The sequence below is a fragment of the Erythrobacter sp. SCSIO 43205 genome (assembly GCF_019904235.1).
Classification (GTDB): domain Bacteria; phylum Pseudomonadota; class Alphaproteobacteria; order Sphingomonadales; family Sphingomonadaceae; genus Erythrobacter.
Genome location: NZ_CP063202.1, coordinates 394,165 through 419,125, shown reverse-complemented (window position 1 = coordinate 419,125; position 24,961 = coordinate 394,165). Strand labels below are relative to the sequence as shown.

Below are 24,961 nucleotides of genomic sequence, written 5' to 3'. Positions count from 1 at the left end.
TATGCAGGTAGATGATCGAATGACGCCAGACAATGCCGCAGGCAGCTACACTGACGTCAACACTGACGCCCGCCCGCTCGCCATCGAAGCGCGTGGCCTTGTCAAAAGTTTTGACGGCACGAAAGCAGTGGACGGGGTCGACATTTCCGTTCCCGAAGGCGCGATTTACGGCGTGCTGGGCCCTAATGGTGCTGGCAAGACGACGACCTTGCGGATGCTACTTGGCATCATTGACCCCGACGAAGGCGTGCGCATGATCTTTGGCCATGACCGCCCGCACGATATTGGCCGGTTGATCGGCTACTTGCCTGAAGAGCGCGGGCTTTACCCTGCGATGAAAGCGATTGAGGCGATTGCTTTTATGGGCGCGCTTCGCGGACTGCCTTTGAAAGAAGGGCGCAAGCGCGGTATGGAACTGCTTGAGCGGCACGATCTCGCCCACGCCGCAAATCGCACCATTCGCCAGCTTTCCAAAGGCATGGCTCAGACCGTGCAACTGCTCGGCACGCTGGTTCACCGGCCGCGTCTGGTTGTGCTGGATGAACCTTTCTCTGGCCTCGATGCGATCAATCAGGGCAAGCTTGAGGGCATGATCCGCGCGCTTGCAGAAGATGGCGTTACCGTGATCTTCTCAACCCACGTCATCCACCATGCAGAGCGATTGTGCGAAGGTGTTGCCATTATCGCAGGCGGCAAAGTGCCATATGCGGGAAGCGTTGAAACCGCGCGTGATCGCATCCCGGCGCAGGTGCGTCTTGAGACGCGCGCACGCGAAGGCGGGTGGACTTCGGCGCTTCCAGCAGAAACCCGGCGTGAAGGGGATTTTTTCTACTTCCCGCTTCCCGAAACAGGCGTTGAGCCGCTGCTCAAGACACTGATTGAAGGGGATGCTGGTATTCTCTCGCTCTCGATTGAGCGCGCCGGTCTGCATGATGCCTTTGTCGCGATTGCAGGCGAGGCGGCAGCGCGCCAGCTTGAGGCCGACAGTCAAGGAGAGGGAAAATGAGCCACGATATCTCCCGCCTCTCGCGCCTTGAGGCCGCATGGGTCATTGCACGCCGCGATTTCATCGCCGTTCTGTTCAGCCGCGCTTTCCTATTCTTCCTCGTCGGCCCGCTATTCCCGGTCCTCGTGGGGGGGCTTGCCGGAAGTATTGGCGGGCAAGTGTCACGCGAGGCAGTCGCGCTTGAAGTCGGTCTTGCCATGAGTGGTGAGGACAATGCTGCCATGATAGCGGCAAGCCAGCGCATCGGTCCCGAATTACGCGGGGCGATACCGATCCTTCGCGAAGTGAGCGAGGCCAAGGACGATCCTGCCTTTGATGCCAAGGCATTCATGGAAGAACGTCGCGGCAATTACGCGGCAATCGTCACCGGATCGCTTGAAGCGCCGGAAGTCGTCGGGACCGAAAGCCAAGTCGAACGTTGGAACGGCCCGGTCAAATTGATGGCGGCAGATGCGCTCGCTGCAAACCCGCTCAACTTCCCCAGCTCGACCAAAACCACTGTTGCTTCGAGCGCGGCATCGGAACGCACCAACCGCATTCGCACCGCGCAAGCCGCGCAGATGGTGATGTTTCTTTTGACCATGCTGCTCGCTGGAATGGTGCTTTCCAATCTAGCAGAGGAGAAGGGCAATAAGGTCATCGAAATTCTCGCGGCCGCGATACCGATGGATGCTGTTTTCATGGGCAAGCTTTTCGCGATGCTCGGCGTATCCTTTGTCGGAATTGCCGTGTGGGGTTCGATTGGATGGGGCTTTTGGGCAATTGCCGAAGACGCAATCGTCACTGTCACGCAAACCGACTATCGTAACCTTCCCGGCCCTGCGGTGGGATGGGGCGCGTTTCTGACGCTAGGCGTCCTTTATTTCTCGATGGCCTACCTTCTGCTCGGCGCGCTGTTTCTCACCATCGGGGCGATGGCAAGCACGGTGCGCGAGGTGCAGACCCTCTCCATGCCGGTTACCATGATGCAGCTTATGGTGTTCTTCGTCGCTGCTTACACCATCACTCAACCCGGCTCGGCGCTGGAAATGGGAGCGATTGCCTTCCCGCTTTCCTCACCCTTTGCCATGCTCGCACGCGCAGCTTTGGAAGAGACATTATGGACCCACATCGCAGCGCTTGCCTGGCAAGCGGTCTGGGTGGTGTTGCTGGTTAAAGGCGGATCGCTTCTGTTCCGCAAACGAGTGATGAAATCGGGCGGCGCGGGCAGGAACAAGCGCCGCGCTCTCTTTCGCCGCCGCGCTTCGCGCGCGTCGTGAAACTTTGCGCGGCGTTTAAGTGGCCAATTAAAACTCAATTGACATTGCTGTCAGTTAGGGCAGGATGCGGCGTGAGGGGAGAGTGCGAATGGGAAGAGTCGCGCCTCCTGAGAGGAGAGAGACATGGCTACTGTAGCACCCGAAAATCCCACGGCCCGGCCAGAAGTGCGCACTTCGCCGACCGCTTACGAAGCGATCACGAAGCACCTTGCCGAGCATCCGGAAAACCGTCTGCACCACCCTCACAAGTGGGATCTAAGCCGCTCCGACATCTATTTTGAAGACAAGTGGCAGCCGATTGTAGCCGAGATGCAGGCCGCAGGGCCTCTCCATTGGATTGATGACAGCCCCTATGGCCCGCACTGGGCAGTCGTCGGGCACAAGGCGATACAGCACATCGAAGCTCTGCCCGAAGTTTTCTCCTCAAGCTGGGAGCATGGCGGGATCACCATTCTTGATAATCCCACTGATAAAGAGCTTGAAGAAGCGGGAACCGAGCGGCGCGAATTGCCGATGTTCATCGCCATGGATCGCCCTCAGCACACCGGACAACGCCGCACTGTGGCTCCCAAATTCACGCCATCGGGCATGAGCGCCATGGAGCCGGAAATCCGTCAGCGCACCGGCGAATTGCTCGATTCTCTGCCGCGCGGCGAAGTCTTCGATTGGGTCGATAAAGTCTCAATCGAGCTCACCACCGGGATGCTCGCCATTCTGTTTGGTTTCCCATGGGATGACCGGCGCCTGCTCACCTTCTGGTCGGATTGGTCGGGCGACACAGAGCTTGCCTCGATCCGTGAGCTTGATGAAATGCGCTGGAGTTTCCTCCATGAAATGGCCGCCTATTTCCAAACGCTCTGGATTGAGCGCACAAATGACAAAGAGCCCGGCGATGATCTGATCAGCATGATGATCCATTCAGAGGCGATGAACCAGATGCGCCCAGAGGAATTCATGGGCAATCTCGTCCTGCTGATCGTTGGCGGCAATGACACAACGCGCAATTCGATGAGCGGATTTGTTCATGCGCTCGACAAATTCCCCGATCAGCGCAAAGTGTTTGAACAAGACCCCAGCGTCATTCCAAACGCGGTTCAGGAAATGCTGCGGATGCAGACACCGCTTGCGCATATGCGCCGCACCTGCACCGAGGATACCGAAGTGTTTGGCAAGACCATCAAGGCGGGTGAAAAGGTCGTCCTGTGGTACATCGCCGCCAATCACGAGGAAGAAATCTTTCCTGATCCCCACACACTCGACCTGCGCCGTGAAAACGCCAAGCGGCATATTGCCTTTGGCTATGGCATCCACCGCTGCGTCGGCGCGCGTTTGGCTGAACTGCAATTGCGCATCCTCTTGGAAGAAATGCATAAGCGCCGGATGCGCGTTCATGTGGCAGGCGATGTTGAGCGTGTGCGCGCAAATTTCGTTCACGGCTTCCGCAAGCTTGAGGTCGAAATCACCGAGTTTTGACCCTGTTCATGCGCGATAATGTAACCATTTGGGCCCTCGATCCGTATCTCACTGTGTGAAACCAGTGATGGGAAAAGACGCTCAAATGCCAAAGACAATGACCAACCGCCGTACATTCCTCGGGACCAGCGCGCTTGCCGCTGCGATCCCGTTACTGGGCGCGTGCGGATCGCAAGTTCAGGCGCGCACCGCCAAGGGCAACTTCCGCGTTACAAAAACCGAGGCACAGTGGCGGCGTGCGCTCACTCGCTCGGAGTATTACGTTCTGCGCGATGAAGGGACAGAGCGCGCCTATTCCTCGCCCCTCAACGATGAAAAGCGTCGCGGCACATTCGCTTGCGCTGGATGCGGCAACCGCCTTTATTCAAGCGCGCACAAATATGACAGCGGCACAGGCTGGCCAAGCTTCTGGCAGGCAATCGACAAGGGCGCGGTGGGCACGTCGACCGATTACAAGATCGGTTATCCTCGCACCGAAGTGCATTGCGCGGATTGCGGCGGGCACCTGGGACACATTTTTGGCGATGGCCCGCGCCCAACCGGCAAACGCCACTGCATCAACGGCGTTGCGTTAGACTTTATTCCGGCATGAGCCGGGGAGACTTTATTCCGGCATGAGCCGGGGAGACTTCATTCCGGCATAACGCGCCAGAGCTTGAGGCCGGCGTCTTCTGGCATCGCAACGGGCTCTAGCCACTGCGGCGCGTCGCCACTCGCCAATTGCGCCACAAAACCATCGGGCGCCATCTGCGCATAGGTACGCGGTTCATTGAGAGCAGGGCATACGGCCACATAGCCCGTCCCCCGCTCGTTCAGCGTTTCACGCGCCTGATCGGGCGTTCCAAGCGCCGTTTCAATCAGCACCTTCATCGCAGCATCGCCCCTGTGGTGCCCGGTGGCAAGCACAGTGTGATCGCTCACCAAGAGCAGTTCGGGCGCAATATCCATCATCGCGTAAATCTCACCCTTGGGAAGCTTCGCCAACGCCTCACGCGTATCCTGAACCCGGCAATCGGCAACACGAACGGGTTCATCTTCCGCCCCGCCAACCGATGCTCGAAGCGGCATGGCGCTGGTCAGGATTAGCGCGGGGATCGCTGGCAGAAGCGCGAAAGCGACACCGATCATTGCCGCCATGCGCGGCAAGGGACTGTTCATCTTCCGGATCGCTTTGAGCCAACGGCGCACCTGCCACCCGATCAGCGGGCTTGCGAGAACGCAGGCGACCGCGCCCGTGCGCGAAACGAAAATCGAAACCAAAAGAGCCCCGCCCAGGATAAGCGCGTAATCGGTCCAGAACGGCTTCAACCCGTCATGGAAGCGGCGGGCAAGCTGAATAGCGGCGTAAATTCCGATAAGAGGCGCAGCGAGATATTGGAGCGCGATGGCAAGGGCTTGCTCCCACAAGGGCCGACCTTCTTTCACATTGGTGAGCCAAGTTTCTGCAACCAACGGATCAACTTGCGCAAAGCCGCCGCCGGTGACGCAAACAGGCGCTTGGGCGAACAGGATAGTGAGAGCCCCACCCCCTGCAACCGCGAACCCGGTCAAGGTCAAACCCAGGCTTGGTTTCGAAGCCCGGCCCAGCAGTGTCAGCACCACCACTCCCCAAGCGAACATCGCAAGATGCATGGGGCTTATGGCATCGCAATAGCTCGCCAAATCACCGATCCCGCGCGTTGCGAGGAATAGCAATGCGCTGACGACTGCCAAAGATTGGATAGCGTTGATGGCCCAGTCCTTTGAGGCCGGGTCGCGAAGCCACCGTAAGCCCAGCACCGCAAAAGTGATCGCGGCGAGCGGTAAGCCTTCGATTGAGATCGCCAGCCAGAAAGCAAGGGCGCCACCGATGATCCAGCCGCCGCGTGATGGCGAACGGGCAAGAAGGCCATTCATTGCCGCCAACGCACAGACCAGCTGCCATCCGTGATGATCTATGCGCAAAGGCGACAATTGAAACAGGACGGGGATCGAAACAACGATGATAAGCGCCGTGAATATTGCTTCCTCATCGCCCCAAAGCCGCCACGCGATACGCGAGGCGAGCAGCATTACACAGCCCATCGTGATAAGCGGCACTGCGACCAGCGCGATCGTCTCCGCCATAGCCGTGCCGAAAATCGGGCTTAGCGCCAGAATGATAATCGCAAGGGGCACATCGACCAGCCGGGACCAATGCATTGCGACGCCGCCACCGGGTGCATCAACGCGATACTGCGTCACATCAAACCAGCTTTGCCCGGCCAACAAATCGCGCACCTGGATAAGCCGCAGCACGTCGTCGGGATCGCCCATGTGAAGCGTGGTGATTGCGCTCCAATTGGCCACAATCATCAGCACGCTGACGAAGGCCCAGACAATGCCTGCTTTGATGAGGAAGTTCAGCGGAAAGGCAGTTCGGCGGCGCTCTTCGAGCATGGCACTATGCGCTCACACTTGGCGCGGGCTCTTCGCGGAAAACGACTTTGGCACGGATCATCCAGGTAACGCCAAAGCTGATCACGATCGCGGCAAGCTTGCCAGCGCGCGGATCGATGCCGCTCCATTCGCCCGCACCCACGATCAAAGTGGTAAGGCCAAGGCCGACAAGTGCGGAAATGACGAACAGCGCCTTTTGCCGTGAACGGGCTCCGCCGCGCTCCGCCACCCGATCATGAAAGACGGCTCTGCTCGACATGAACCAATGCGCAAGGATGCCAAATGAATATCCGAGCGCCGCGGCAGGCGTTGCCAAAACCCCAAGCGCCAGAAGCGTCAAAAAGCTCCCGAAATCAACGGCTAGCGCACCCACGCTCACCGCTAGATATCGCACGAAGCGAATGTCCGTGATTTTGAAGATCAGGGGGCGACGGTATCGCATCAGGCTCTCTTGCGAACCTCTTCTTGAGGCTCATGAGTTGCAATCCGCTCTGGCACGGCGCGCATCGAAGTGAGCGCGGCGATCTGATCTTCGGTGAGAGGCATCGTGTCTTCCAAGGGCAGCGCCTTTTCCGCACCCTCGTCACCTGCCTCGTGATATTCGGCGTCCTCATTGACGCACCACGTGTCGTAAATGCGCTTGCCAGCAAGGATGTTCTCCACCGTCAGCATTGCGGTCATCATTGCATGGTCCTGATTGTTGTAACGGTGCATCCCGTTGCGCCCGACAAGGTGCAGGCTCGGGTGCTTTTCTTCCAATTCGCGGCGCATCGCATCGACATTCGCTTCGTAATCGTCGTCATAGACGGGGTAGGCTTTTTCCTGACGCACAACCGCACCAGAGACGACCCTAGCGGGGTCACAAAGGCCCAGAATTTCCATTTCACGCGTCGCTTGAGCGATCAGGTCTTCATCAGAGGAGGACCACAGGCCGTCCCCTTCGAAACAGAAATATTCAAGTCCAACACAGGCCATATTTTCATCCGGAATCATTTCCGGCGACCAGCTGCGGAAGTTTTGGACGCGGCCCACCTGCACGCGCTCATCATGGATATAGATCCAATTGTCAGGGAAGAGGTCTTCGCTCTTCACCATCAGGGCAACGGTCAAAAAGTCGCGATAGCGCAGATTATCCGCCTGAAGCGTTGATTGCGGCAGCGGGTGAATGCGCTTGGAAAGCTCGCGCATGGGCGCAGAACTGATGACCTGTTTGGCGTTAATCTGCGCTGTGCCATTCTCGCTTTTCGCGGTCATGGTCCAGCCATTGCCATCGTCCGACACTCGCTCAAGCGCGTGGCCCATGAGGACTTCACCTTTACCGGTGGCGAGAATGTGATCGCGTGCCGCGTCCCACATCATGCCGGGCCCCAGCCGCGGATAGCGGAAGGTTTCGAGCAGGGTTTTAACCTCCTGCCCATCGTTTGGTTTCTTGTTGAGGCCAAGCGAGCGCTTGAGCCCGTCCATCACCGCGCCCCAAAGCGACAAGCCCTTGATGCGCTGCGCTGCCCAATCGGCGCTCATCTCATCACACGGCATCCCCCACACCTTCTCCGTGTAGGTTTTGAAGAAGATCGAATAGAGTTTCTTGCCGAACTGATTGGTCGTCCAATCCTCAAAGCTCTTCACATCCTTGATCGGGAACAGCTTATATTTGAGATAGCTCGCCATGCAGACGGTGGAGCGCAAAATGCCAAGGTTCCACAGCGCCTCAAACGCGCGCAAGGGGTAGGAGTAGAACTTCCCCTCGTAATAAATCCGGCTCATGCGGGGGCGCTGGATAAAGTCGTCGGGCAGGATCTCATTCCAAAGGTCAACGACCTCCTGGCTCTTGGAAAAGAACCGGTGCCCACCAATGTCAAAACGGTAACCTTCGTGCTCAACCGTGCGGCTGATGCCGCCAACATAGGTTTCATCTTTCTCGATGATGACGACCGACTTGCCTTGCTTGGTCAGCAAATAGCCAGCGGTGAGCCCTGCGGGCCCTGCTCCGATAATGGCCACGTCGCAGTTGAACGTGCCCGGTTTTTGATCGCGCGCTTGCGCCATGTTTGGTCCCCGTTTGAGTAAAGGCGGCTTGCACCTTTGGCCATGCGCCCTTGCGGTCGCTTCAAAACCGGGAGTGAAGGAAATTGGTTAGCGAGGCGTAAACAAATGGGGCGAAATGCGTAAAAACACCGCTTTTCGGAGAAATTGGAGTGGGCCAATCTGTTTAGGATTCGTCACAGGACAACAAAGCAGGGCATTGCAGCCGGGCGGCAAGCTTCGCAAATTCAGCAAGCTGCATCGGCTTTTCCAAGCGCAATCCAAAGGAGCTATCGCGCCTCCAGCGCACTTTGCCCTGCACCGGACCAAAGCCAATCCCCGGCCAGTCGCCCTCGATGCCAAGCGTCTGATCAATCGCAAAATCACCCTCGCAGCAGATCCGCGCCCCGTGTTGTGACAGATCGCAAATGGTCGCCTCAAACCTCCTGCCTCTGGATGCGACGATAACGGGAAAGGATAGCGCGAGGCGAAGCGCTCTTTTGGGAAAGGGCGAAACGGCGCTTACAAATGCATCAAGATCGATCTTCTCGACAAATTCATAAGCGACATCGCTGCCCTCTTGCCGCACGCGCCGCATCCTGGCGATCTGGCCTGATCCGGTGTGCAATTCGTCTATCTTGCCGATGGGCTCATCATGGAACAGGTGAAGCTTGACCCCGCTTTTTGAGATGTTGCGAATGACGCAGACAAATTCGCCTGTGGCGGTCACTAGCTTCGCCGGGCGCGTGAGAAGGTTCTGGCGAGCGGCCCGGGGTTTGATCACCCGAAGCATTGAGGCACGCTCGCAAGCCAAACTCGCCGGAAGCGCAGGGTCTGGCTTGTGGGCCAAATTCCTGCCCGTATTCGCGTTCGTGGCTGGATGCTCCATTGCGCTCACCTCAAAAAACAGCGCCTGAAAAGAGGCACCAATGACGGTATTTGTCGAACGTGCGATTTAGGTGAGTTCGGTTTAGAAGGGTGCTAAGCACCCCTGCCGCAGTTGTGCGTAGGGGTTTTTATCCTTTGTAGAGAATGGTGCGGGTGGTGGGACTCGAACCCACACGATCTATAGGATCAGGGGATTTTAAGTCCCCGGCGTCTACCATTCCGCCACACCCGCTTTTGCACTGCGAAAAGCACAGCGCATCAAGTCAGGGCGAAATAGCAGACAAATTTACGAGAGCAACGGGCTTGTGAAAGCAAAGCGTTTTGCAAGGCCAGCTTACAGATGGCGAAGCATCACTCGTTGTTGAGGCGCGCTTTGATCTCTTTACCCGCCTTGAAATAAGGCACGCGCTTTGCGGGCACGTTTACCTGTTCGCCGGTGCGAGGGTTGCGACCCACGCGCGCTTCACGTTCGCGGGTGGAAAAAGCCCCAAAACCGCGCAATTCGACCCGACCACCTTCGGCAAGGCGCTGAGTTATTTCATCGAAGAAGATATCGACGACCTGCTCAATCTCGTCGGCGCGAAGGTCGGGATTGTCCTTGTGAAGTTCAGCGAGGAGTTCGGATCGTATCATTTTGCCCTCCGAGCATTGGATGGAGCACCTGCGCGTACACCAGATAAGAGCGGCGCGCATAGCACCACGATTGCATAACGGCCCGCACCCGAAGACCGGTCGATACCCAAATCAGTGTCAGAAAAACCAAGCATTTGCAAGGTTTATGCAAGTCAAACTTCAGCGAAGTTTTAACCAAAACGGACCCATGCGATAGGGGCATAACGAGCCCGGTTCAGCTTTGCGCCACCAGGTCAGCAAGGTCGATGCCCAGCCTTCTCATACGTTGACGAATTTCGGGCCATTCATCGGCCAGAAATTGCTCGCGCTCGCGCTTGCGCAGGGCATCGGCGGCGCCTTTCACGACATACATTCCAACGCCGCGCTGGACTTCGACCAGACCATCATTTTGGAACTGCTGATAGGCCTTGGCCACGGTCAGCGGATTGGCACCTTCTTCCGCCGCGAGCGCGCGCACGGAAGGCAGCATCGCGCCTTCGGCATAATCGCCTTGGATGATGGCCGCCGCGATTTGGTCGCGCAGCTTGAGATATACAGGTCTAGCCTGCGTCATGATGTTTCTTGGGTCATAAGTGCCTCGTTGAGCGTAGCAGTGCCATAATACAGCGATGCGCGTCAAGCCGAGCTCGCGCCAAGACGGGGCTTGCCTGCCGGAGCGCAATATTATTTGGCAAGCGCGAAACAAAAGCTTCACATAAGGTAAATGCGCGCTAGTGTGCCCGGTCAATGGGGCTCGCGAAAGAGGCGAGCAAAACAGATATGAGGGATCGGGTACGCACATGGGCGAGCTCAAAGACATTGCATTGTGGAATTATGCCGACTGGGCGGCATTGATTGCGTCTGTCACGCTGGCAGGATTTCTGGTTGCGGGCGCATTTGCGCTGACGCGCCCGCAAGAAGAGGTCATGGGCCATCCCAAGGGCCTGTATATGCTCTTCTTTGCCGAGATGTGGGAGCGTTTTTCCTATTACGGGATGCGCGCTCTTCTGATCCTCTATCTGGTCAAGCACTGGCTCTATTCCGATGGCAGCGCGAATTTGATCTATGGCGCTTATACCAGCCTTGTTTACATCACGCCCGTGCTTGGCGGCTGGCTCGCGGACAAATATCTGGGTCAGCGCAAAGCGGTTGCCTTTGGCGCGATTTTGCTCACGCTCGGCCACTTCTTCATGGCGTTTGAAGGCGATGGTTCGGGATATTCGAACGATCCAACGCTCAATGTTTTCTGGCTTGCTCTGGCGCTCATCATCGTCGGGTCGGGCTTCCTCAAGGCCAACATTTCCGTGCTCGTGGGCCAATTGTACAGCCGCACCGATACGCGCCGCGACGGGGCTTACACAATTTTCTACGTCGGGATTAACCTTGGCGCTGCCACCGGTGTTCTGATCGCCGCCTATCTTGGTGAGACGGTGAGCTGGGCGCTTGGCTTCGGGCTTGCCGGATTTGGTATGCTGCTTGGCCTTGTGGTGTTTGTCCTTGGCAAGAGCTTGCTTCGTGGAAATGGCGAACCGCCAGTGCCCGCAAAGCTCAAACAGAAGGTCGCTGGCCTCAATCTCGAATGGCTGCTTTACGGCGTTGGTTTTGCCGGTGTCGCGCTGATCTGGGTGCTGATCCAGTATCAGGAAGCGGTCGGCGGCATTCTGCTCGTCTCCGGCATCGCGCTGCTTGGCTATGTTCTTTATGAAAGCTTCAAGCTCGATAAAGAGGCACGCGAGCGGGTCTATGCGATGATCTTTTTCATCCTGCTCATGCCGCTGTTCTGGGGTCTGTTTGAACAGGCTGGTGGTTCGATGAACCTCTTCACCGACCGCTATGTTGATCGCGGCGGGGTTCCGACCACCTTCTTCCAATCGGTAAATGCGATTTACATCGTGCTATTGGGTCCGGTGTTCGCGATCTTGTGGCAGTGGATGGCGCGTACCGGGATTGAGCCTTCGACCCCTGCGAAAATGGGCCTTGGTATCGCGCAGATGGGTTTGGCGTTCATCGTCACCGTTTGGGGCGCTGAAAACTTCAGCAATGCCAGTGACGCGGGCGTCCTCCTGACGCCTGTCCTGTTCATCTTCATCTTCTATCTGCTGTCCACCACGGGTGAGCTGTGTCTTAGCCCTGTGGGCCTCTCAGCGATCAACCGTTTGTCGGTGAAGCATATGGCGAGCCTTATGATGGCAGCCTTCTTCTTCGGCACCGCAGGCGGCAACTTTGTCGCAGGTGCGATGGGCGCGCTGATGGGCCAAGGCGAAGGCGGCGAGATGACGCGTGATGCTGCGCTTGAGATTTACTGGGCCATGGGCCTTGTGGCGACAGGCGTGGGCATCGTGGTTTGCATCGTCAGCCCGCTGGTCAAGAAATTGATGCACCTCGACACGCTCGCCGACGATGTCGACGACGGTTCCATGGAAGAAGAGTCCGTGGTGACCGCGACAAACGCCTAAACAAAAACGAGTGGGGGCGCGCACGGCTTGTTGGCGCGCCCCTTCAGCGATGGGAATGGATATGACCGCATTGGGTGATTTGGGGCGGATGGCACTTGGCGCTGGCGCACTGGTTCTGGCCAGCACAGCGCAGGCTCAGGACGCTCCGGAAACAAGCGCTGTCAAAGGCCCGTCCTCCAGCGAGGAAATGACCGAGCGCGCCTATCACAACGCGCAAAGCTCCTATCTCTCCGGCCTTCAGGCGGCCGATGGCTGGTACACGATGGAAGGCGGTTTGAAGTGGCGCTACCTTGAATATCGCGGCACGGGCGAAAGCCCTGAGCCGAGCGACACGGTGACGGTGCATTATGCTGGCACTTTTATCGACGGCGAAGGGTTTGACAGCTCTTATGAGCGAGGCCGCCCGGCGACCTTCCCCTTGAAAGGGCTGATCCCGGCTTGGGGCATGGCGATCCCGCAAATGCGCGTGGGTGAGATCATCGAACTCGCAGCACCGGCAACGCTTGCCTATGGCCCGCGCGGTCGTGGCCCTATTCCGGGCGGGGCGACACTCATCTTCAAGGTTGAGCTCCTCGGAATAGAAGGGCATTAAAGCGCTCTTTCCCGGCCATCGCGCAGCTTTCGGGGGAATAAGCGCAAACCCGGCTTAGGTTTTGAGCGCTCTCGATGTTACATTTAGCCCCATGGACACGGCGCTTCTCTTGCTGATCGCGGCCAATGTCGCCTTTGTCGGCACACATTTCTTGATGTCGCATCCCTTGCGCGCGCCGATGGTGAGCGCGCTTGGGGCGATGGGTTTCCAGATTGTCTATTCGCTCATCAGCCTCGCGACATTTGCTGGTGTCTATTTCGCCTTTATCGCATCGCCACCCGCCGATTTGCCGGGCACGGGCGAGATTGGCTGGGCAATTGCGACGCTCATCACACTGCCGGCTATGATCCTGCTTGCAGGCTCGTTCATCGGCAATCCGGCGCTCCCAACCCCCATGGCCGGCGCTCAAGCGCGCGCTGAGCCCAAGGGCGTTTTCCTCATCACCCGTCACCCGATGATGTGGGGATTTGCGCTATGGGCGGCCTCTCACATCATCCTGCACTGGAGCCTTCGCACCACCATCACCGCGACCGCGATGGGCTTTCTCGCGCTGGTCGGTGCGAGGATGCAGGATCGCAAGAAAGAGGCGCTGATGGGCGACGCGTGGAAAGAATGGGAGGCCAAGACAAGCTATTGGCCGCGCCTTGCAGGCTTTGCCAAGGCAGGACCATTGCCTTGGGCGGTGGGGCTGATCTTCTTCGTATTCCTGACCTGGCTGCATATGCCATTGGGCGGGATTCCGGCAGGCATCTGGCGTTGGTTTTAGTGCTCTAGACTGTCCAGCCAGCGCGAAACCCACATATCAAGCGGTAGCCAGTCCATATACATCCCGATCATTACGGCGATCAGCACGGCAATAAAGGCAAGATTGACCCGGCCCCAGAATGTCCCCCAGAGGTGATAGAGTGGCGGAGGTGATCCCGCATCAGGCATGAAGATCGCCTTGGGCGTTGCCAAGGCGTTGGACATCTTGTGGCGCCGGAACCGGGCAGCCGCCAAACGCTGAGCCGAGGCTATGGGATGAGCGTCCTCTTCCCCATCGACCCGCACCGTCCCTGCATCAATATCGAAGTGCAATCGAACCCAGAACGTGCCGTCGGGATATTCGCGCATGAGAAGCGAAAACTGCCCGTCCTCGCCCCACTCATGCTCGCCGCTGACGAGGCTGGAATGGGGTTTGAAGATAGTGCGACCGGTCGCCGCTTCGATCACACGCGGATTGTCCACCCAAAGCGACATACGCATCTCTTCCGAGGCGTATTGAATGACAATACGACCATCGGGAGAGGTGTGCGTGCTGTCAGGTTCGACCATCACCGCAGCTTGGCTACTCCCCTGTGAATTCGCCTGCGCGCTTTTCGAGCAGGGCGGCAACGCCTTCTGCGTGGTCCTTCGTCGTATGCATCATGGCTTGAGTGTTTGCCGCCATTTCAAGCGCGGTGTCGTAATTCACCTGCTGGCCCTGACGCAGCAGCATCTTGGTCTGGCGCAGGGAATGCGGCGGCATGGCTGCGATTTTTCGCGCCTTTTCCATCGCTGTATCGAGCAGGCTGTCATGCGCGATAACTTCACTGACCAAACCCCAATCCTTCGCTGTGGCTGCATCAATCACATCGCCGGTGTAAAAAAGATCAGCCGCCCGGCTCATCCCGATCACGCGCGGCAAAATCCATGTGCCGCCATCGCCCGGAATGATGCCAAGCTTCAAGAACGTCACCCCAAACTTGGCCTTGTCGCTCGCAAGGCGAATGTCAGCCAGACACGCGACATCACAGCCAAGTCCGATGGCAGGACCATTGACCGCCGCGATCACCGGCACGCGGATCGAATATAAAGCGCGCAGCATCATGTGGATGTTGTTGCGATAGCCGTCTGAGATCGCGGGCGTACTGCCCCCGAAAGTGCCTGTCTTATCACGCATCGCCTTCACATCGCCACCAGCCGAAAATGCACGCCCTGCCCCGGTCAGAACAACGCAAGAGACAGACATATCGGCGTTGATCTCAGAGCAGACGCGAGCAAATTCATCGCCATCACCGGGCGCACCCAGCGGGTTCATACTGTCAGCGCGGTCAATTGTGAGTTTCGTGACAGCGCCGTCGCGTTCGATCTGCAAAAGAGACATAATGTAATTTGAACCTTTTTGATTTGCTTTGTGTTCTTAAGTCATAGCAAGTTCATGGTACACAGGGGTATACCCCGCAATTGTGGTACATAGTGTGCCCAAGATACGTGCCGCCTAAACAGGAGTACCCCTATTGCCTAGCGCCTCGATGATGATGTTGGCCAGCCCGCTTTTGATGGGGCAGGCGCCGGTTAATGCGGCATTGGAAGCAGCAGCGCTCACCCCGGTTGAGATTGCGGGTCTGACCGCGCAACAAATTCCCTATGAGCAGCCGCCGCAAACCGTGCTGGCGCTCAGCTGGTCACTTGCATCGCAAGAACAGGGCGAAGGGCCGCCGGAAGAAGGCGCTGACGAAGGGATTGGCGACGACCCGACGCAGGAAAATCCGGACGTGATCATCGTCGAGGGTGAAATCGGCCCCTCGGAACGCGATCCGGCGGCTGAATTCAACGCGACCAGCTACCGCATCACTCAGGATCTTGATAACGTATTCCTTGAACCTGTTGCCTACGCTTATCGCGACGGCCTGCCCGATCCTTTGCGCGACGGGCTTGGCAATGTTGTGAAGAATCTGGGTGAGCCCACGAACTTCATCAACTTTCTGCTTCAAGGCAAGATTGGCAAGGCGTTTGAGACGCTGGGCCGTTTTGCGATCAATTCCTCGATCGGCCTTGGCGGGTTGATTGATATTGCTGGCAAGAAGAACATCGGCCTGCCACATCGCCGCAATGGCTTTGCCAACACTCTTGCATTTTATGGCGCTGAACCGGGGGCTTATCTCTATCTGCCAGTGACAGGCGCAACGACAGTGCGCGATCTTATCGGCAATGGTTTCAACCAATTGCCGTTGCCCCTCATTGTGGGCAAGCCTTTCAATACGCCTGAATACACAATCCCCTTCTTCGTCATCAGCTCGCTGGATGAACGGCTTGAAGTGGACGAGGAATTACAGCGCATTGATGCCACCATCGACCCCTATGTCGCGCGCCGTGAAAGCTATTTGTGGACGCGCGAGCGCGATATTGCGCTTTTGAAAGGCGAGCCTGTTCCGCCCAAGCCCAATATCGTTCGCGAAGTGCTTGATGGCGAAATCGACTATGGCGATGAAGAGCTGGATGAGGCTGGCACTGATGAACTTGGCACCGATGAGGCCGTGGACGAAATGCCCGGCGAGCCCAAGGTTAAACCCAGCGACGCGCCAGCGATCATGGGTGCATCGCAGGTCAATCCCGGCGCGGTAGCAATCACCCGGCCTCGCTAAGGCTGCGGGGGCAATCCTCGGCCTCTTTTAAAAGACCATATTTGCGCAAGTTGATCATCAAATGTTCGTCGCATTTGAACACTGCGCTGACCCTTTCAAAACCTTGTGCATCATCGCCAAAGGTGAAGGAGGCGTGCTCTGCCGTCAAATAGCGCCAGCGCTCTTCATTGCGTTCATCACGTGAACGCTGCTGGAGCTGCGGAATATATTTGGCTCGGCGGTCCCGATGCGGGATCAAAACCTGCGAGTTGTAGGCCTGAAGCTGGTTGAAGCAGGTGTCTGCCTCGCTTGATGGGCCATCGGGCTCCCCCGCCGCTCTCAGCCGCGCGGCGCAGGGGGGATAGGCGCTCCCCAAAGGCTTATCCAGAAAAGGGCGCGGCGGGAGGGTGGTTTCCGCCCATTTGCGCACCTCTGCTGAAAATTGCGGCTCTGCCTCAGCGGCCGGGGGCGTCGGAGTTGGCGAAGGGGAAGGCGTCGGCGTGGGTGTAGCGGCCGGCGTGGGAGAGGGCGTTGATGTGGGCTCAGCTTCTAGCGGAGCCGTAATATCTCCGCCACCAGCGCCCCCGTTACCAATGCCATCATAATTGCCGCCATTGAGCGGCCCGGGCGCAACCGGCGGCTTTTCAGCGGCGAACAGATTTCCTGCGCCCGGTGTCACGGCGGCAACTGCGGAAGCCACCACTCCGGTCACAAGAAATTTGGCCGTGTGCGGATTGCTGGGTGTCCAACGCTCAAACAGGATAAGAAGGCCGCCCACAACGCATAGCGTAAAAGCGAGCACGCAAACGATCAGCACCCAGTTTTGCATAATTTCCATGACACCCCCCACAGGTTTCGAGGGGCAACACTACTCTTAAGCGCTCGCTTCCTCAACTACGGAAGAATTGTGCTTGAGTGCCTTCAAAGCCGTCTCAACAATATGCGGGGCGTTGAGCCCTGCCTCATCATATTGTTTTTCAGGCGAATCCTGATCCTGATAAATGTCGGGCAAACGCATGGTGCGGATCTTGAGGCCATTGTCCATGAGCCCCTTGTCTGAGGCATAGGTCAAGACATGAGCGCCAAGGCCACCAATTGCGCCTTCTTCCAACGTAATCACCACCTCATGTTCGCGCACGAGGCGGGCGATCAGGTCTTCATCCAATGGTTTGGCAAAGCGCATATCGGCAACGGTCGTCGACAGCCCCTTTGCTTCCAGTTGATCGGCCGCCTTCTTGGCCTCTTCCAGCCGCGCACCCAGAGACAGAATTGCGACCTTGGAGCCTTCGCGAACGACACGGCCTTTTCCGATTTCAAGCTTTTCGGGCACATCGGGCAAAGGCACGCCAACGCCACTTCCGCGCGGATAGCGGAAGGCAATCGGGCCATCGTCATACTCCGCTGCGGTGTAGGTCATGTGCGCAAGCTCTGCCTCATCGGCGGCGGCCATCACGACCATGTTGGGAAGCGTTGCAAGATAGGTGATGTCGAACGAGCCTGCGTGAGTACAACCGTCCGCGCCCACAAGACCAGCCCGGTCAATCGCAAAGCGCACCGGCAAATTCTGGATCGCGACATCGTGGACCACCTGGTCATAGGCGCGTTGCAGGAAGGTTGAGTAAATCGCGGCAAAGGGACGCATCCCTTGTGCGGCGAGCCCTGCTGCAAAAGTCACGCCGTGCTGTTCGGCAATGCCCACATCAAAGCTGCGGTCAGGGTGACGCTGTGCAAAGCGGTCAACCCCTGTGCCCGATGGCATTGCGGCAGTGATTGCGCAGATGCGATCATCCTTATCCGCCAGATCAGCCAGCGTATCGCCAAAGACATTCTGATAGGCCGGAGGCCCGCCAGCGCCCTTTTGCTTTTCGCCCGTGATCACGTTGAACTTGGGCACGCCGTGATATTTGTCGGCGCTTTCTTCGGCGGGTTTGTAGCCCTTACCCTTTTCGGTGACGACATGGATCAGCACCGGGCCTTCCGAGGTGTCGCGCACATTTTCAAGAACCGGGATCAGATGATCGAGATTGTGGCCGTCAATCGGGCCGACATAATAAAAACCAAGCTCTTCAAACAGAGTGCCGCCCGTCACCATGCCGCGCGAATATTCCTCTGCCTTGCGAAGCCCTTCGTGGACGCGGCGGCTCATTTTCTTGACTGCTTTAGAGGCAAGGCTGCGCAGGCCGAGGTATTCTGACGATGACACCATGCGCGCAAGATAAGCCGAGAGCCCGCCGACCGGAGGCGCGATAGACATATCGTTGTCGTTGAGGATCACCACCAGGCGATTGCCCGCCTGCGCTGCGTTGTTCATCGCCTCATAGGCCATGCCAGCGCTCATCGCGCCATCGCCGATCACCGCAATCCCGCGGCCCGGCTTGTTGTTGAGCTTGTTCGCCACCGCAAAGCCCAAAGCTGCCGAAATCGAGGTCGAAGAGTGCGCCGCGCCAAACGGATCGTATTCGCTCTCAGCGCGCTTGGTGAAGCCGGAAAGCCCACCGCCTTGACGGATGGTGCGAATGCGGTCGCGCCTGCCGGTCAAGATTTTGTGCGGGTAGCATTGGTGACCCACATCCCAGATCAGCTTGTCGTCGGGCGTGTTGAAGACATAGTGGATTGCAACGGTCAGTTCGACCACGCCAAGCCCGGAGCCCAGATGCCCGCCAGAAACACTGACGGCGTCGATCATTTCAGCGCGAAGTTCATCGGAAAGTTGGCGCAATTGCTCAGGCTTGAGCTGGCGGAGCTCGTCAGGCGTTGGAACCGTGTCGAGCAAAGGTGTGTTCAGCGTTGGACTCATAACGCTAACCACTACACTGAAAGATTAAGTCTGTCGATAAACGCTTTATTGCTCAAACCGCAGGGGGAGGCACTTGTCTCTTTGCGAGGAAGGATCAGCCGCAGTGCAAGCCGATGCTTCTTGGGATCGCTCTTTTAACGACAGTCTGAACACTTGCCCCGAATTTCGAGGATCGGCCGATCAGCGCGAAAATTCTGTGAGCTGGCTATATCGCGCAAATTTTGCCCAACCGTCTCACTATCAACGTGCGAGGCTGTGCCGCAGGTATCGCAGACCAGAAACACACAATCGTGCTCCTCACCCGGATGAGAGTTGGCAAGGAAAGCATTCGCGCTTTCAATCTTCACCGTGAGGTTTTTGGCCACGAACACATCAAGGATGCGATAAACGCTGTTGGGGGCAACGCGTTTCCCGCGCGTTTGCGACAGGTCATCAGCAATCTGATAGGCTGAAACCGGGCTGTCATACCGGGCAAGCTCGACAAAAACCGCCTCGCGCATCGCAGTCCATTGTTCGCCTGCGGCAATCAATGCATCGCGCGCCTTGGCTTTCAAGGCTTCGACATCGCGCCCGCAATTGGCGTGAGAATGGGAATGATCGTGAGCCATGACACATATATAAGCGTCTTTGAACGCAAGCGCCATCACTCTTGAAAGTTGAGCTTAGTTGTCGCGCAAGAATTCGGCTTTGAAATCGCGCGGGAACATCACTTTGAGCGCTTGCACCTTGGGCTTATCCCACCGCACGATATAGCGGTGGTTCGGATTTTTCGCCATGAAATCCTGATGATAGCCTTCCGCGCGGTAAAAGGTGCGCTGGCTTTCTATCTTGGTGACAATGGGGCGGCTCCACACGTTGGACGCTTCCATTTGCGCAAGATACGCCTCGGCAACCGCGCGCTGTTCATCGCTTGTGGGAACAAGAGCAGAGCGGTAATGCGCGCCCACATCGGGGCCCTGTCGGTTTTTCAAAGTGGGATCGGCAACGACCGAAAAGAAGATGCGCAAAAGCTCATCATAGCGCACGACATAGGGGTCGTATGTGATCTTGACCGCTTCGGCATGAGCGGTGCCGCCCTGAACAATGCGGCTGTATTTAGCTGTTGCTGCCGAGCCGCCGTGATAGCCTGCAACGGCGCTTTTCACGCCTTTGACATGGCTGAAGACGCCCTCAACGCCCCAGAAACAGCCGCCTGCAAAGATCGCGGTTTTAAGCCCTGCACCTTCACGCGCTATGCGTTTTGCGGCGGGCGCATTGACCGGCTCTTCAAGCGCATGAGCCGGGGAGTTTGGCACTGCGACATAAACACCTCCAGCCGCTAGCGCTGCGGCAGCCCAAAGACCAAGCCGCTTCATTGGATGCCCTCCAATGGCGCAATTACGAAAGCATTGTCGCTGATCGGCGCTTCGAGAGGAGCTGCGGCCTTGGCGGGGGTTTCAATCACGCCGGTCCACTGCTCGGCATTCGCTGCGCCAACCAGCAGCCCTCCGGCGATGAAGCCGAAAGCAAAATTGCGAAACAGGTCAGGGGTGAACAGGGTCATTGTCGTCTCATCGGGGGCGTTGCCTAAGGGATTGTTCGCATAGCGACCCCACGCTTGATCCGGAATGAATGGGGCGCTCAGGAAGAATCTACGTAATCCAAAAGGATTTGGTTACGTTTAAGCCCAGAAATAATTCAGTCCGCCGCCTCAATCCGCCGCACCAAAATTTTGTCGATCCGGCGATTGTCCATCTCGGTGATGGTGAACTCCCACCCTTGGTCGGTGAATTTGTCGCCCGGTGCCGGCAAGCGCTTGAGCACATACAACGCATAACCCGCCGCCGTCCCGAATTCTCGATCCTCGCCATAGGTGAGGCCAAGCCGGTCAGCCAACCCATTGGCCGACAAAGCGCCTGCGACGAGAATGGAGCCGTCGGAACATTCGATAAGCTCGGGGGTGTCGCCTTCATCCTGATCGCTCGCGAAATTGCCAGCAATCGCAGTGAGAAGGTCAACCGGTGTCACAACCCCTTCAAAATGGCCATATTCATCGTGGACCAGCGCCATCGCAATCTCAGCCGATTGCAGCACGCGCAGCGCGTCCATCGCGTCAAGCTGATCGGGAACAACCTCGGCCCGGTGCATCATCTCGCGCACCGAAAAGCCGCGGTCGGCGACCATGCGACCAAGAATATCGCGCACCTTCACAACGCCCAGAATACTGTCAGGCGACCCTTGCGCGACAGGCAAAAGCGAATGGGGGCTTTCGCGGATAGTCTTGTGGATTTGCATGGGGTCCGCGTCCACATCAATCCAGTCAAGTTCGGTGCGCGGGGTCATCAGCTCGCGCACCGGACGCTCAGCAAGCCGCACAACGCCGGTCAGGATTTGGTGCTGATCGTGCTCAATCACCCCTGAGCGGGTCGCATCGGCAAAGATCATCTGCAGTTCTTCGGCTGTAACCGAAGACCCCCCTTTCGAGCGCACGCCAAACAGGCGGATGATGCCCGCAGAAGAGGTGTCGAGCAGCCACACAAGCGGGGCCGCTATGCGCGCAAGGATCGCCATGGGCCGCGCCATGATGGTCGCGACTGGCACCGCTGCGCGAAGGGCCAATTGCTTTGGCACAAGCTCACCCACAACCACGCTCAAATAGGTGGTGAGAGCGATCACACTGACAAACGCGGCCTCACCGGAAAGCTCCTCTGGAACACCAAGCGCCGCCAAACGCTCTCCCACCGGCGCTTCAAGGCTTGCGCCTGAATAAGCGCCGGTGATGATCGCGATGAGCGTAATGCCAATCTGGACGGTAGAAAGAAACTTGCCCGGTTCCGCCGCCAGCTTGATTGCTGTTTGCGCCGAGGTGGAACCTGCTTCCGCCTTGGCTTTGAGCTTGCTGGTCTTGGCTGACACGATTGCAAGCTCGGACATGGCAAAAACGCCATTGAGCACAATCAGCCCAAAGATGATGAGAAGTTCGGTCCAGGGAAAAGGTGTCACGTTTGCGTCGCTAGCACAATTTAAGCGCTTTGCTAGCGGGCAAATGGTTTTGCGAAGGCCACAGCTGCCTTTGTTCAGTTTCGTGCAAGTCTTTTGGAACGATGGTCGCGGGGCTCTGTATAGATGGTTGTAAATAGACGAAACAGAACATTGGCGCATCCCCGGCATGAGAGTATGCAAGGTCAGGTGCAGTCACAAATGGAGGACGGTATGAAATTTTCTAAACTTTTAGTCTCAAGCACAGCGGCAGTCGCACTGCTGGGTACAACGGCTTGTGTGACTGATCCCAACACTGGCGAGCAGAAAGCATCGCGCACAGCGATCGGCGCGGTTGCTGGCGGCGTTCTGGGCACGCTGTTGGGTGGTGTGATCGGTGGCGATACGGCGCGCATCATCGGCGCTGGCATCGGCGGTTCGGCAGGTGCTGTCATCGGCAAACAATTCGATGACCAGATCCGCGAGCTTGATGAAACGCTCGAAGGCACCGGCGTTGATGTCGAGGAAATCGGCGATCAGGACGCCATTCTGGTGCGTTTGCCTGATGGAGTGACCTTCGCAACCGGCTCAGCCAGCATCAACCCAGGCTTTTACGATTCGCTCAATTCGATCGCAGATAGCCTCATCCAATATCCAAACAGCCTGATCGACGTTTACGGTTTTACCGATACGACCGGCTCGGATGCGACGAACCAGCGCTTGTCTGAACAGCGCGCTGATGCGGTCGCCAACTACCTGGCAGCACGCGGAGTTGCGCGCAGCCGGATCGCGACGCGCGGTTATGGCGAAAGCTACGATTACCTGCGCGTAAAAACGGGCGACGGGGTCGACCAGCCGCTCAACCGCCGCGTTGAGATCAAGATTATTCCAATCAGTCAGGACGATGTGAACGCCGCGCGCGCTCAATAACTGACGCAAATCTAAGGGCGGCCCGCATTTCAGGCGCAGCGGGCCGCCTTTTTATTTGATTTTCTGAAGCTCATGCGCCCTTTCGGCAATTCTGCCCACCGCTTCGGCGTGGATGGCAGGCGCGCTTACCAATACCCCAAAATCACGCGGATCGCGCTTGTTATAAGCGAGCGGCATACCGAAAGCGTCGGTCACCCGCGCCCCGGCCTCACGCGCAATCAGCGCAGCGGCCGCAATATCCCACTCAAAACCCCAACGCAGCGTCGCCACAAGGTCTGCCTTGTCATGCGCGACCATCGCAATTCTGAGCGCGATGGAATTGGGTTTCTCAACCGCAACAAGATCCGAATCAGCGCTCGGCAATTGGTCAACCGGCACCCGCGCACCGACAAAATCGCTGCGTGTACTCGCTTTAAGCACCTCGCCATTGAGCGTTGCCCCGCGACCTGCGACAGAGAACCATTCTTCGCCGCGCGCTGGCGCTGAAAGCATTCCAATCAGCGGCTTGCCTGCGCTGACCAGCGCCACCGACACCGACCAGCCCGCCTTGCCCTTCACAAAGTCGCGTGTCCCATCAATCGGATCGACCAGCCAGATAAGGTCTTGCCCCAGCCGCACCGGATCATCGGTCGATTCTTCAGAAAGCCATGCAGCCGCAGGCAAAAGGCGGCTTAATTCGCGGCGCAGGAAATTATCGACTGCGAGGTCCGCCTCGCTCACCGGATCGCCGGGCGTTTTCTCCCACGAATCAAGATCGTGCCCCGCGCCCGGCCAGCGCGCATAGGCCATGCGCCCCGCCTCGCGGACGATCTCTTGAAACTGGTTTTGGTCGATCATGGAGTGGCTTTCTTGCGTTCAGCCCTCCTGCTCACACTTTGAACACTTTTCAAGTGGGCCAATCCATGCTTAGGCGCCTCACGAACAGCTTTAGTTACGGGATCAACACCGAAGGGATCATCCTCTCATGAATGTCCACGAATATCAGGCCAAGGAACTCCTCAAGGAACACGGCATTGCAATTCCTGCTGGCCACGCAGCACTCACAGTCGAAGAAGCCGTCGAAGGCGCGAAAAAGCTGCCCGGCCCGCTTTATGTTGTGAAAGCGCAAATTCACGCAGGCGGGCGCGGCAAAGGCAAATTCAAAGAGCTTCCCGAAGATGCAAAGGGCGGCGTGCGCCTTGCGTTTTCCCTTGATGAGGTCGAATCACACGCCAAGGAAATGCTCGGCAACACTCTGGTGACGATCCAGACTGGCGAAGCAGGCAAGCAGGTGAACCGCCTCTATGTCACCGACGGCGTCGACATCGAGAGCGAGTATTACCTCGCCATGCTCGTGGACCGCGCAACTGGTCGCGTCGCCATGGTCGCATCGACCGAAGGCGGGATGGACATTGAAGATGTTGCCCACGAAACGCCTGAAAAAATCACCACGATCACCATTGATCCAGCACAAGGCTTCATGCCGCACCACGCGCGCTCGGTAGCTTTTGCGCTTGGCCTTGAAGGCGATCTCAACAAGCAGTGTCAAAAGCTTGCCAAGAAGCTCTACAATGCGTTCACCGCAAGCGATTGCGATATGCTTGAAATCAACCCGCTGGTGGAAACCAAGCCTGACGCAGACGGCAACGCATCGCTGCTCGTGCTCGATACCAAGATGAGCTTTGACGGCAATGCGCTCTATCGCCACCCGGCGATCGAAGAGATGCGCGACGAGACAGAGGAAGATCCTGCCGAAGTCGAAGCGTCGGAATATGACCTTGCGTACATCAAGCTTGATGGAAACATCGGCTGCATGGTGAACGGCGCTGGCCTTGCCATGGCGACGATGGACATCATCAAATTGAACGGCGCGTTCCCAGCCAACTTCCTTGACGTTGGCGGCGGCGCGACCACTGAAAAAGTGACCGCGGCGTTCAAGATCATTCTTAAAGACCCTGCGGTCGAAGGCATCCTCGTCAACATCTTTGGCGGCATCATGAAATGCGACATCATCGCGCAAGGCGTGGTCGAGGCCGCTAAGGAAGTGGACCTGTCTGTGCCATTGGTGGTCCGCCTTGAGGGCACCAATGTAGAGGCTGGTAAGGAAATCCTGTCGAACTCAGGCCTTGCAATCGTGCCTGCCGATGACCTTGGCGATGCCGCCAAGAAAATCGTCGCAGAGGTGAAGAAGGCGGCTTAAGCCAGC

The 24,961-nt window shown here is 57.7% G+C and carries 25 protein-coding genes and 1 tRNA gene; 10 read left to right on the top strand and 16 right to left on the bottom strand.

The annotated features are described in order from the left end of the window. Positions 1–19 precede the first annotated feature (19 nt). From INR77_RS02120 to msrB, 4 genes are all read left to right on the top strand, one after another. Complete coding sequence (locus tag INR77_RS02120) at positions 20–1,006, top strand: ABC transporter ATP-binding protein (protein WP_223072306.1); 987 nt, start codon at positions 20–22, stop codon at positions 1,004–1,006. Then, a complete protein-coding gene (locus tag INR77_RS02115; RefSeq protein ID WP_223072305.1) occupies positions 1,003–2,265 on the top strand; it encodes an ABC transporter permease in 1,263 nt (420 codons plus the stop codon). The genes INR77_RS02120 and INR77_RS02115 overlap by 4 nt, the downstream gene beginning before the upstream one ends. A gap of 123 nt (positions 2,266–2,388) precedes the next feature. Continuing rightward, on the top strand, positions 2,389–3,738 hold the full coding sequence (locus INR77_RS02110; RefSeq protein WP_223072304.1) for a cytochrome P450: 1,350 nt from the start codon (positions 2,389–2,391) through the stop codon (positions 3,736–3,738). 85 nt (positions 3,739–3,823) lie between these two features. Then, entirely contained in the window at positions 3,824–4,330 is a 507-nt protein-coding gene (gene msrB / locus INR77_RS02105; RefSeq protein ID WP_223072303.1) for a peptide-methionine (R)-S-oxide reductase MsrB, read from the top strand. Between the two features lie 38 nt (positions 4,331–4,368). On the opposite strand, the gene INR77_RS02100 is transcribed toward msrB, so the two are convergent. From INR77_RS02100 to INR77_RS02070, 7 genes are all read right to left on the bottom strand, one after another. After that, positions 4,369–6,156, bottom strand: coding sequence for a hypothetical protein (locus INR77_RS02100; RefSeq protein WP_223072302.1), 1,788 nt, complete (start codon positions 6,154–6,156; stop codon positions 4,369–4,371). 4 nt (positions 6,157–6,160) lie between these two features. Then, the gene (locus INR77_RS02095; RefSeq protein WP_223072301.1) at positions 6,161–6,598 is read right to left on the bottom strand and encodes a GtrA family protein; all 438 of its coding nucleotides are present in this window, start codon (positions 6,596–6,598) and stop codon (positions 6,161–6,163) included. Further along, the gene (locus INR77_RS02090; RefSeq protein ID WP_223072300.1) at positions 6,598–8,202 is read right to left on the bottom strand and encodes an NAD(P)/FAD-dependent oxidoreductase; all 1,605 of its coding nucleotides are present in this window, start codon (positions 8,200–8,202) and stop codon (positions 6,598–6,600) included. Before INR77_RS02090 ends, INR77_RS02095 begins: the two co-directional genes overlap by 1 nt. A gap of 163 nt (positions 8,203–8,365) precedes the next feature. Beyond that, positions 8,366–9,028, bottom strand: a complete 663-nt coding sequence (locus tag INR77_RS02085) for a PilZ domain-containing protein (protein ID WP_223072299.1) — start codon at positions 9,026–9,028, stop codon at positions 8,366–8,368. A 183-nt stretch (positions 9,029–9,211) separates the two neighbouring features. Continuing rightward, positions 9,212–9,298: transfer RNA gene (locus tag INR77_RS02080), tRNA-Leu, on the bottom strand. Between the two features lie 119 nt (positions 9,299–9,417). After that, positions 9,418–9,699, bottom strand: a complete 282-nt coding sequence (locus tag INR77_RS02075; protein ID WP_223072298.1) for an integration host factor subunit beta — start codon at positions 9,697–9,699, stop codon at positions 9,418–9,420. 214 nt (positions 9,700–9,913) lie between these two features. Then, on the bottom strand, positions 9,914–10,252 hold the full coding sequence (locus tag INR77_RS02070) for a GntR family transcriptional regulator (RefSeq protein ID WP_223072297.1): 339 nt from the start codon (positions 10,250–10,252) through the stop codon (positions 9,914–9,916). Between the two features lie 226 nt (positions 10,253–10,478). Between INR77_RS02070 and INR77_RS02065 the strand changes: the two genes are divergently transcribed. From INR77_RS02065 to INR77_RS02055, 3 genes are all read left to right on the top strand, one after another. Next, on the top strand, positions 10,479–12,134 hold the full coding sequence (locus INR77_RS02065; RefSeq protein ID WP_223072296.1) for a peptide MFS transporter: 1,656 nt from the start codon (positions 10,479–10,481) through the stop codon (positions 12,132–12,134). Positions 12,135–12,195: 61 nt separating this feature from the next. Then, on the top strand, positions 12,196–12,726 hold the full coding sequence (locus INR77_RS02060) for an FKBP-type peptidyl-prolyl cis-trans isomerase (protein ID WP_255573871.1): 531 nt from the start codon (positions 12,196–12,198) through the stop codon (positions 12,724–12,726). Positions 12,727–12,817: 91 nt separating this feature from the next. Next, positions 12,818–13,492 (top strand): NnrU family protein, encoded by a 675-nt coding sequence (locus INR77_RS02055; protein ID WP_223072295.1) that lies wholly within the window; start codon positions 12,818–12,820, stop codon positions 13,490–13,492. Here INR77_RS02055 and INR77_RS02050 read toward each other — a convergent pair. Both INR77_RS02050 and INR77_RS02045 read right to left on the bottom strand, forming a co-directional pair. Beyond that, positions 13,489–14,040 (bottom strand): DUF3619 family protein, encoded by a 552-nt coding sequence (locus INR77_RS02050; RefSeq protein ID WP_223072294.1) that lies wholly within the window; start codon positions 14,038–14,040, stop codon positions 13,489–13,491. The genes INR77_RS02055 and INR77_RS02050 overlap by 4 nt on opposite strands. Positions 14,041–14,053: 13 nt before the next feature. Continuing rightward, positions 14,054–14,851 carry a crotonase/enoyl-CoA hydratase family protein gene (locus tag INR77_RS02045; RefSeq protein ID WP_223072293.1) on the bottom strand — a complete coding sequence of 266 codons (798 nt, stop codon included), beginning with the start codon at positions 14,849–14,851 and terminating at the stop codon, positions 14,054–14,056. 148 nt (positions 14,852–14,999) lie between these two features. Between INR77_RS02045 and INR77_RS02040 the strand changes: the two genes are divergently transcribed. After that, a complete protein-coding gene (locus INR77_RS02040) occupies positions 15,000–16,112 on the top strand; it encodes a VacJ family lipoprotein (protein ID WP_223072292.1) in 1,113 nt (370 codons plus the stop codon). Here INR77_RS02040 and INR77_RS02035 read toward each other — a convergent pair. From INR77_RS02035 to INR77_RS02010, 6 genes are all read right to left on the bottom strand, one after another. Further along, the gene (locus tag INR77_RS02035) at positions 16,096–16,929 is read right to left on the bottom strand and encodes a hypothetical protein (RefSeq protein ID WP_223072291.1); all 834 of its coding nucleotides are present in this window, start codon (positions 16,927–16,929) and stop codon (positions 16,096–16,098) included. The genes INR77_RS02040 and INR77_RS02035 overlap by 17 nt on opposite strands. A 36-nt stretch (positions 16,930–16,965) precedes the next feature. Then, positions 16,966–18,888 carry a 1-deoxy-D-xylulose-5-phosphate synthase gene (dxs, locus tag INR77_RS02030; RefSeq protein WP_223072290.1) on the bottom strand — a complete coding sequence of 641 codons (1,923 nt, stop codon included), beginning with the start codon at positions 18,886–18,888 and terminating at the stop codon, positions 16,966–16,968. Between the two features lie 134 nt (positions 18,889–19,022). Continuing rightward, entirely contained in the window at positions 19,023–19,496 is a 474-nt protein-coding gene (locus tag INR77_RS02025; protein WP_223072289.1) for a Fur family transcriptional regulator, read from the bottom strand. A 54-nt stretch (positions 19,497–19,550) separates the two neighbouring features. Then, positions 19,551–20,243 (bottom strand): peptide-methionine (S)-S-oxide reductase MsrA, encoded by a 693-nt coding sequence (gene msrA, locus INR77_RS02020; protein ID WP_223072288.1) that lies wholly within the window; start codon positions 20,241–20,243, stop codon positions 19,551–19,553. Further along, positions 20,240–20,431, bottom strand: coding sequence for a hypothetical protein (locus tag INR77_RS02015; protein ID WP_223072287.1), 192 nt, complete (start codon positions 20,429–20,431; stop codon positions 20,240–20,242). Before INR77_RS02015 ends, msrA begins: the two co-directional genes overlap by 4 nt. Positions 20,432–20,565: 134 nt before the next feature. Further along, positions 20,566–21,870, bottom strand: a complete 1,305-nt coding sequence (locus INR77_RS02010; RefSeq protein ID WP_223072286.1) for a hemolysin family protein — start codon at positions 21,868–21,870, stop codon at positions 20,566–20,568. Between the two features lie 210 nt (positions 21,871–22,080). On the opposite strand from INR77_RS02010, the gene INR77_RS02005 reads away from it, so the two are divergent. Continuing rightward, on the top strand, positions 22,081–22,776 hold the full coding sequence (locus tag INR77_RS02005; protein ID WP_223072285.1) for an OmpA family protein: 696 nt from the start codon (positions 22,081–22,083) through the stop codon (positions 22,774–22,776). A 51-nt stretch (positions 22,777–22,827) separates the two neighbouring features. On the opposite strand, the gene INR77_RS02000 is transcribed toward INR77_RS02005, so the two are convergent. Continuing rightward, positions 22,828–23,613, bottom strand: coding sequence for a 3'(2'),5'-bisphosphate nucleotidase CysQ (locus INR77_RS02000; protein ID WP_223072284.1), 786 nt, complete (start codon positions 23,611–23,613; stop codon positions 22,828–22,830). Positions 23,614–23,740: 127 nt separating this feature from the next. Between INR77_RS02000 and sucC the strand changes: the two genes are divergently transcribed. After that, entirely contained in the window at positions 23,741–24,955 is a 1,215-nt protein-coding gene (gene sucC / locus INR77_RS01995) for an ADP-forming succinate--CoA ligase subunit beta (RefSeq protein WP_223072283.1), read from the top strand. Positions 24,956–24,961: the final 6 nt, after the last annotated feature.

Bases quoted from the DNA above. Each gene is read 5' to 3' on its own strand.
- INR77_RS02090 (WP_223072300.1), bottom strand. From the start codon at position 8,202: ATGGCGCAAGCGCGCGATCAAAAACCGGGCACGTTCAACTGCGACGTG.
- INR77_RS02120 (WP_223072306.1), top strand. From the start codon at position 20: ATGACGCCAGACAATGCCGCAGGCAGCTACACTGACGTCAACACTGAC.
- INR77_RS02050 (WP_223072294.1), bottom strand. From the start codon at position 14,040: ATGGTCGAACCTGACAGCACGCACACCTCTCCCGATGGTCGTATTGTC.
- INR77_RS02060 (WP_255573871.1), top strand. From the start codon at position 12,196: ATGACCGCATTGGGTGATTTGGGGCGGATGGCACTTGGCGCTGGCGCA.
- INR77_RS02040 (WP_223072292.1), top strand. From the start codon at position 15,000: ATGATGATGTTGGCCAGCCCGCTTTTGATGGGGCAGGCGCCGGTTAAT.
- INR77_RS02035 (WP_223072291.1), bottom strand. From the start codon at position 16,929: ATGGAAATTATGCAAAACTGGGTGCTGATCGTTTGCGTGCTCGCTTTT.
- INR77_RS02115 (WP_223072305.1), top strand. From the start codon at position 1,003: ATGAGCCACGATATCTCCCGCCTCTCGCGCCTTGAGGCCGCATGGGTC.
- INR77_RS02095 (WP_223072301.1), bottom strand. From the start codon at position 6,598: ATGCGATACCGTCGCCCCCTGATCTTCAAAATCACGGACATTCGCTTC.
- INR77_RS02110 (WP_223072304.1), top strand. From the start codon at position 2,389: ATGGCTACTGTAGCACCCGAAAATCCCACGGCCCGGCCAGAAGTGCGC.
- INR77_RS02025 (WP_223072289.1), bottom strand. From the start codon at position 19,496: ATGGCTCACGATCATTCCCATTCTCACGCCAATTGCGGGCGCGATGTC.
- dxs (WP_223072290.1), bottom strand. From the start codon at position 18,888: ATGAGTCCAACGCTGAACACACCTTTGCTCGACACGGTTCCAACGCCT.
- msrA (WP_223072288.1), bottom strand. From the start codon at position 20,243: ATGAAGCGGCTTGGTCTTTGGGCTGCCGCAGCGCTAGCGGCTGGAGGT.
- INR77_RS02075 (WP_223072298.1), bottom strand. From the start codon at position 9,699: ATGATACGATCCGAACTCCTCGCTGAACTTCACAAGGACAATCCCGAC.
- sucC (WP_223072283.1), top strand. From the start codon at position 23,741: ATGAATGTCCACGAATATCAGGCCAAGGAACTCCTCAAGGAACACGGC.
- INR77_RS02055 (WP_223072295.1), top strand. From the start codon at position 12,818: ATGGACACGGCGCTTCTCTTGCTGATCGCGGCCAATGTCGCCTTTGTC.
- INR77_RS02065 (WP_223072296.1), top strand. From the start codon at position 10,479: ATGGGCGAGCTCAAAGACATTGCATTGTGGAATTATGCCGACTGGGCG.
- INR77_RS02070 (WP_223072297.1), bottom strand. From the start codon at position 10,252: ATGACGCAGGCTAGACCTGTATATCTCAAGCTGCGCGACCAAATCGCG.
- INR77_RS02015 (WP_223072287.1), bottom strand. From the start codon at position 20,431: ATGACCCTGTTCACCCCTGACCTGTTTCGCAATTTTGCTTTCGGCTTC.
- INR77_RS02100 (WP_223072302.1), bottom strand. From the start codon at position 6,156: ATGCTCGAAGAGCGCCGCCGAACTGCCTTTCCGCTGAACTTCCTCATC.
- msrB (WP_223072303.1), top strand. From the start codon at position 3,824: ATGCCAAAGACAATGACCAACCGCCGTACATTCCTCGGGACCAGCGCG.
- INR77_RS02005 (WP_223072285.1), top strand. From the start codon at position 22,081: ATGAAATTTTCTAAACTTTTAGTCTCAAGCACAGCGGCAGTCGCACTG.
- INR77_RS02045 (WP_223072293.1), bottom strand. From the start codon at position 14,851: ATGTCTCTTTTGCAGATCGAACGCGACGGCGCTGTCACGAAACTCACA.
- INR77_RS02000 (WP_223072284.1), bottom strand. From the start codon at position 23,613: ATGATCGACCAAAACCAGTTTCAAGAGATCGTCCGCGAGGCGGGGCGC.